We start from the raw sequence: 6,207 nt of genomic DNA, 5'->3' as shown, positions 1-6,207 counted from the left end.
GCTGGCGGCAATCGCAGGTAACGGGGTGTGCTCCAGGCGCTCGACCTTGCTGCGCACGAACTTGGCTTTCAGACCCAGCTGTTTAGCCGCCAGCAGCAACTCGGGCTTGGCAAACTGCCGGCCGTTGTCGAGGTATTCGTGGGTGAGCTGCTCGGGCGAGGCCGCCACGTTATGAAAGCGTGCGAGCATGACCAGGCAGGCAAGGCCCGTGTCAGCCTCAGCTTGAATAGCCGATTCTGGGTGTTCGTCGTGCATTAGAGTCCCTTCTTGCCAGCATCCGTAGCCGCTGGCCGATGATTCGCCAAATAGAGGTAGCAGGCGAATATGACAGCGGAGTCAGGCAAGGAAGCGCATCGGTGTGCCGGCTATCCCTTGCCTAATAACTAAATCACATCAATAACTTAGCCGAGCAAACTAAACAGCTCATCTCTCAGGGTCAAGGCGCTCGCTCAAAAAGGTGACGCAGCGCATAGCCTCGAACAAGCTGTACCTTAGCTAGACGACAAAGCAGCGAACAATTCTTTATCCGCACTCATGCTCAAGCGACATGCAAATGGCTGGGCAAGCCCATGCAATTGCGCAGTAACGGCTGCAAACAACTTCTGCAGAAAAGCCCAAGCCCGCAGTAAGCGGGCTTGGGCTTTTATATCACTAGCGAACCGAAATCAGGTTACAAACAGATCCATAAAGCGGTTAACCGCCATGGCTTCAAGCCGTGCCTGGTCTTGGCACAGGGCGAAGATTTGCGCGCTGCGCTGAGCGCCAAATCGGGTGGCCAGATTGGTCTTGAACTTGTCTGCCAACAGCGCAATGCCCTCGCCGCGACGGCGGCGATGACCCAGGGGGTATTCGACTGCAACCTGCTCGGTGCTGCTGCCGTCTTTGAAGAACACTTGGATGGCGTTGGCGATCGAGCGCTTGTCGGCTTCCAGGTATTCGCGGCTGTAACGCTCGTCCTCGACCAGCAGCATCTTCTCGCGCAGCTCGTCGATGATCGGGTTGGCGGCGTGGAAGTCGTCTTCATACTGCTCGGCCACCAAGTTGCCGAATGCCAGCGACACGGCGGTCATGTACTGGATGCAGTGGTCGCGGTCGGCCGGATTGGCCAGCTTGCCGACCTTGGCGATGATGCGAATCGCCGACTCCTGGGTGGTGATGACGATCTTGTCGATCTCGTGCAGACGCTCCTTGACCCGCGGGTGCAGGATCACCGCCGCTTCACAGGCGGTCTGCCCGTGGAATTCGGCCGGGAAGCTGATTTTGAACAGCACGTTTTCCATCACGTAGGTGCCGAACTTCTGCGAGAAGCTGAACTCACGCTTGTCCGCAGGTTTGAGTGCCAGATCCTTGTTGGTGTGGCTGAACAGCACGTCGTAGAAACCCCACTGCGGGGCGGTCAACACGCTCGGGATGCCCATTTCACCGCGCAAGGCGATATCGGCCAGACGCACTCCGCGGCTGGAGGCGTCGCCTGCCGCCCAGGACTTGCGGCTACCCGCGTTCGGCGCGTGACGGTAAGTGCGCAGGGCCTGACCATCGACGAAAGCATGGGACAAGGCGGCCAGCAGTTGCTCCCGGTTAGCGCCCATCAGCCTGGCGCAAACCGCAGTGGACGCCACCTTGACCAGCAACACATGGTCGAGGCCGACTCGGTTGAAGGCGTTTTCCAGGGCGATTACGCCTTGGATCTCGTGGGCCATGATCATGGCCTCCAGCACCACACGCATGGTTAGCGGCGCATCGCCCTGAGCAACGCGCTTCTGCGCCAGGTAATCGGCCACGGCCAGAATGCCGCCGAGGTTGTCCGATGGGTGCCCCCATTCGGCCGCCAGCCAGGTGTCGTTGTAATCCAACCAGCGGACCATGCAGCCAATGTCCCAAGCCGCCTTGACCGGATCGAGACGGAAACTGGTGCCCGGCACCCGCGCGCCGTGCGGCACCACGGTACCTGCAACCATGGGCCCCAGGTGCTTGGTGCACTCGGGGAAGCGCAGCGCCAGCAGGCCGCAGCCCAAGCTGTCCAGCAGACAGTTGCGCGCGGTATTCAGCGCCTCTGCAGACTCGATCCGATAGCTCAGCACGTAGTCGGCGATGTCCTGCAGAACCTGGTCATAGCCAGGACGGTCATTCGGCTCAAAGGTGGCAGACATCTTTGTGCTTCCTCCTTGGGGTGTGGAAGAAATCAGGCTTGCCGGAGCGCCCCTTAAAAGGCATCGCCCGGCACGCGCACCCAGCCTTCCATCAGCACCCGAGCGCTGCGGCTCATGATGGCTTTGGTCACCGTCCACTCGCCGTTGACCTGAGTCGCTTCGGCGCCGACGCGCAAGGTGCCGGACGGATGACCAAAACGTACGCTGCTACGCGCACTACCGCCCGCCGCAAGGCTCACCAAAGTGCCCGGAATGGCCGCGGCAGTACCTATGGCCACGGCCGCAGTGCCCATCATCGCGTGGTGCAGCTTGCCCATGGACAACGCACGCACCAGTAGATCGACCTCTTCAGCGGCGATCAGCTTGCCGCTGGAGGCGAGGTAATCCTTAGGCTTGGCGACAAAGGCAATCTTCGGTGTGTGCTGACGCTGGGCCGCCTCTTCCGGCGTCTTGATCAGCCCCATGCGCAAAGCCCCGGCGATACGGATCTGCTCGAACTTCTCCAACGCTTTGGCGTCATTGTTGATCGCCTCGCGCAATTCGGTGCCGACGTAGCCGATGTCTTCGGCGTTGACGAAGATGGTCGGGATGCCTGCGGTGATCATGGTGGCCTTGAGCGTGCCCCCCTTCACAACATCAGCGGGCACCTGAAGATCGTCGATCAGATTGCCGGTGGGGAACATCGAACCGCCCTCGTCCGCGTCATCGGCAGGGGCAATAAACTCCAGCACGATCTCAGCCGCAGGAAAGGTCACCCCGTCCAGCTCGAAGTCGCCCGTTTCCTGGACCTGGCCGTTAGTGACGGGCACATGGGCGATGATGGTCTTGCCGATATTGGCCTGCCAGATACGCACCACACAGGTGCCGTTTTGCGGAACCCGTGCCGGATCGACCAGGCCGGCGTGGAGCGCAAATGCCCCGGCGGCGGTCGACAGGTTGCCGCAATTGCCGGACCAGTCGACAAAGGGTTTATCGATTGAGACCTGGCCGTAGAGGTAGTCCACGTCATGCTCGGGCACGCCGCTCCTGGACAAGATCACGCACTTGGAGGTCGAGGAGGTGGCGCTGCCCATGCCATCGATGTGCGCTGCATAGGCATCGGGGCTGCCGATCACCCGCATAAACAATTTGTCCCGCGCCACGCCTGGTACCTGAGCGAGCTCGGGCAAATCCTGCAGGCGGAAAAACACGCCTTTACTGGTGCCGCCACGCATATAGGTGGCGGGGATTTTGATCTGGGGAACCTGGCTCATAAATTTTTCCTTTGCTCTGACATAGCTTGCGGTTAAGCAGTCTCGTAGGGTGGGTTAGCGGTGCCAGGCCACTGATAATCAGGCATCGCGAGAGTAGCGCACCGCGTAACCTACCAAGCGCATCGCACCGAAGGTGGGTTACGGCGCAACACGCATCGCCGGTACATCGCGATTTGCAGCATGCGCCTAACCCACCCTACGGATTCATCAGCCTACAGTCGCCTCAAGGAAGTCCTGTGCAAAGCGCTGCAGCACACCGCCGGCTTCGTAGATCAACACTTCTTCATCGCTGTCCAGACGGCAGATCATCGGCACTTCGACGCGCTCACCGTTCTTGCGGGTGATGACCAGCGTCATGATCGCGCGCGGGGTGCGCTCACCAATCACGTCATAGACTTCAGTGCCATCGATCGCCAGCGTATGGCGATTGGTGCCGGGCTGAAACTCCAGCGGCAACACGCCCATACCCACCAGATTGGTACGGTGAATGCGTTCAAAACCCTCTGCGGCAATCACCTCGACGCCGGCCAAACGCACGCCTTTGGCGGCCCAGTCGCGGGACGAACCCTGACCGTAATCGGCGCCTGCGACGATAATCAGCGGCTGCTTGCGCTCCATGTAGGTTTCGATGGCTTCCCACATGCGCGTGACTTGGCCTTCCGGCTCGATGCGGGTCAGCGAACCTTTTTGCACTTTGCCGCCGACCACGGCCATTTCGTTGACCAGCTGCGGGTTGGCGAAGGTGGCACGTTGCGCGGTCAAATGGTCACCCCTATGGGTCGCGTAGGAGTTGAAGTCCTCTTCCGGCAAACCCATTTTGTGCAGGTACTCACCGGCGGCGCTGTCCAGCATGATGGCGTTGGATGGCGACAGGTGATCGGTGGTGATGTTGTCCGGCAGCACCGCCAGCGGGCGCATGCCAGACAGCGGGCGTTCACCGGCCAGCGCACCTTCCCAATAGGGCGGACGGCGGATATAGGTGCTCATCTCACGCCAGTCATACAACGGGCTTGGGGACTCTTCAACGGTGCCCAGATCAAACATGGGAATGTAGATTTCGCGGAACTGCTCTGGCTTGACGCTTTCTTTGACGATGGCATCGATTTCTTCATCCGACGGCCAGATATCCTTCAGACGGATTTCGCGGCCATCGACCACGCCCAGCACGTCCTGTTCGATATCGAAGCGGATGGTGCCGGCAATCGCATACGCCACCACCAGCGGCGGCGACGCGAGGAACGCCTGCTTGGCATACGGATGGATGCGGCCGTCGAAGTTGCGGTTGCCCGACAACACGGCCGTGGCGTACAGGTCACGCGCGATGATTTCTTGTTGGATAACAGGATCCAGCGCACCGCTCATGCCGTTGCAAGTGGTGCAGGCAAAACCGACGATGCCGAAACCGAGCTGTTCCAGCTCCGTCAGAAGTCCTGCGTCTTGCAGGTACAGCTCGGCCACCTTGGAACCCGGCGCGAAGGAAGTCTTCACCCAAGGTTTGCGCAGCAGGCCAAGCTTGTTGGCGTTGCGCGCGAGCAGTGCGGCAGCCACCACGTTGCGCGGGTTACTGGTATTGGTACAGCTGGTGATGGCGGCAATGATGACCGCGCCATCCGGCATTTCGCCGGCGGTTTCTGTCCAAGCCCCGGAAACGCCTTTGGCAGCCAGATCACGGGTGGCCAACAGCGCATGGGGATTGGACGGGCCAGCCATGTTGCGACCAACCGTGGACAGATCAAAACTCAACACCCGCTCGTACTCGGCCTGTTTGAGCGTATCGGCCCATAGGCCGGCGGTCTTGGCGTAATTTTCTACCAGCGCCACCTGCTGCGCTTCACGGCCGGTGAGTTTGAGATAGTCGATGGTTTGTTCATCGATATAGAACAGGCCGGCAGTGGCGCCGTACTCAGGGGTCATGTTGGAGATGGTGGCGCGGTCGCCGATGGTCAGGCTGGCCGCCCCTGCGCCGAAGAACTCCAGCCAAGCACCGACGACGCGCTGCTTGCGCAGAAATGCCGTCAGCTGCAAGACAATATCGGTGGCGGTAATGCCGGGCTGGCGCTTGCCGGTCAGCTCGACGCCAACGATATCCGGCAGGCGCATCATCGAGGCGCGGCCGAGCATTACCGTTTCCGCTTCCAGACCGCCAACGCCCACGGCGATTACGCCCAGCGCATCCACATGGGGGGTGTGGCTGTCGGTACCCACACAGGTATCCGGAAAAGCCACGCCGTCACGGGCCTGAATCACCGGCGACATTTTCTCCAGATTGATCTGGTGCATGATGCCGTTGCCGGCCGGAATCACGTCGACGTTCTTGAACGCGGTTTTGGTCCACTCGATAAAGTGGAAACGGTCTTCGTTACGACGGTCCTCGATGGCGCGGTTCTTGGTGAACGCATCCGGGTCAAAACCACCGCACTCAACGGCCAGCGAGTGATCGACGATCAGCTGGGTCGGTACTACCGGATTGACCTTGGACGGGTCGCCGCCCTGCTCGGCAATCGCATCACGCAGGCCGGCCAAGTCGACCAGTGCGGTCTGGCCGAGAATGTCGTGGCACACCACGCGAGCCGGATACCAGGGAAAATCGAGGTCCTGTTTACGCTCGATCAGCTGCTTGAGAGAAGCGGTCAGCGCGGCCGGATCACAGCGGCGCACCAACTGTTCAGCCAGCACACGGGAGGTGTATGGCAGCTTGGCGTAAGCGCCGGGAGCGATGGCATCGATCGCCTCCGTGGTGTCGAAGTAGTCCAGCACGCTGCCGGGCAGGTTCTTACGGTATTGAGTATTCATGCTGCTCATGG

General features: G+C 60.7%; 4 protein-coding genes. All 4 read right to left on the bottom strand.

What is annotated here, in order from left to right; all coding sequences use genetic code 11:
• On the bottom strand, positions 1–255 hold a 255-nt coding region (locus Q8R10_RS04460), incomplete at its 3' end, for a cysteine peptidase family C39 domain-containing protein (protein WP_305651393.1).
• Positions 256–665: 410 nt separating this feature from the next.
• Positions 666–2,150, bottom strand: coding sequence for a 2-methylcitrate dehydratase (prpD, locus tag Q8R10_RS04455; RefSeq protein ID WP_305651391.1), 1,485 nt, complete (start codon positions 2,148–2,150; stop codon positions 666–668).
• Positions 2,151–2,203: 53 nt separating this feature from the next.
• The gene (gene prpF, locus Q8R10_RS04450) at positions 2,204–3,403 is read right to left on the bottom strand and encodes a 2-methylaconitate cis-trans isomerase PrpF (protein WP_305651389.1); all 1,200 of its coding nucleotides are present in this window, start codon (positions 3,401–3,403) and stop codon (positions 2,204–2,206) included.
• Positions 3,404–3,610: 207 nt separating this feature from the next.
• The gene (acnD, locus tag Q8R10_RS04445) at positions 3,611–6,196 is read right to left on the bottom strand and encodes a Fe/S-dependent 2-methylisocitrate dehydratase AcnD (RefSeq protein WP_305651404.1); all 2,586 of its coding nucleotides are present in this window, start codon (positions 6,194–6,196) and stop codon (positions 3,611–3,613) included.
• Positions 6,197–6,207: the final 11 nt, after the last annotated feature.

The sequence above is a fragment of the Pseudomonas sp. genome, from assembly GCF_030698175.1.
Lineage (GTDB): Bacteria > Pseudomonadota > Gammaproteobacteria > Pseudomonadales > Pseudomonadaceae > Aquipseudomonas.
Note: the sequence above shows the minus strand (reverse complement) of the source record. Positions and strands in the feature narration are given on the sequence as shown.

Bases quoted from the DNA above. Each gene is read 5' to 3' on its own strand.
- acnD (WP_305651404.1), bottom strand. From the start codon at position 6,196: ATGAATACTCAATACCGTAAGAACCTGCCCGGCAGCGTGCTGGACTAC.
- prpD (WP_305651391.1), bottom strand. From the start codon at position 2,150: ATGTCTGCCACCTTTGAGCCGAATGACCGTCCTGGCTATGACCAGGTT.
- prpF (WP_305651389.1), bottom strand. From the start codon at position 3,403: ATGAGCCAGGTTCCCCAGATCAAAATCCCCGCCACCTATATGCGTGGC.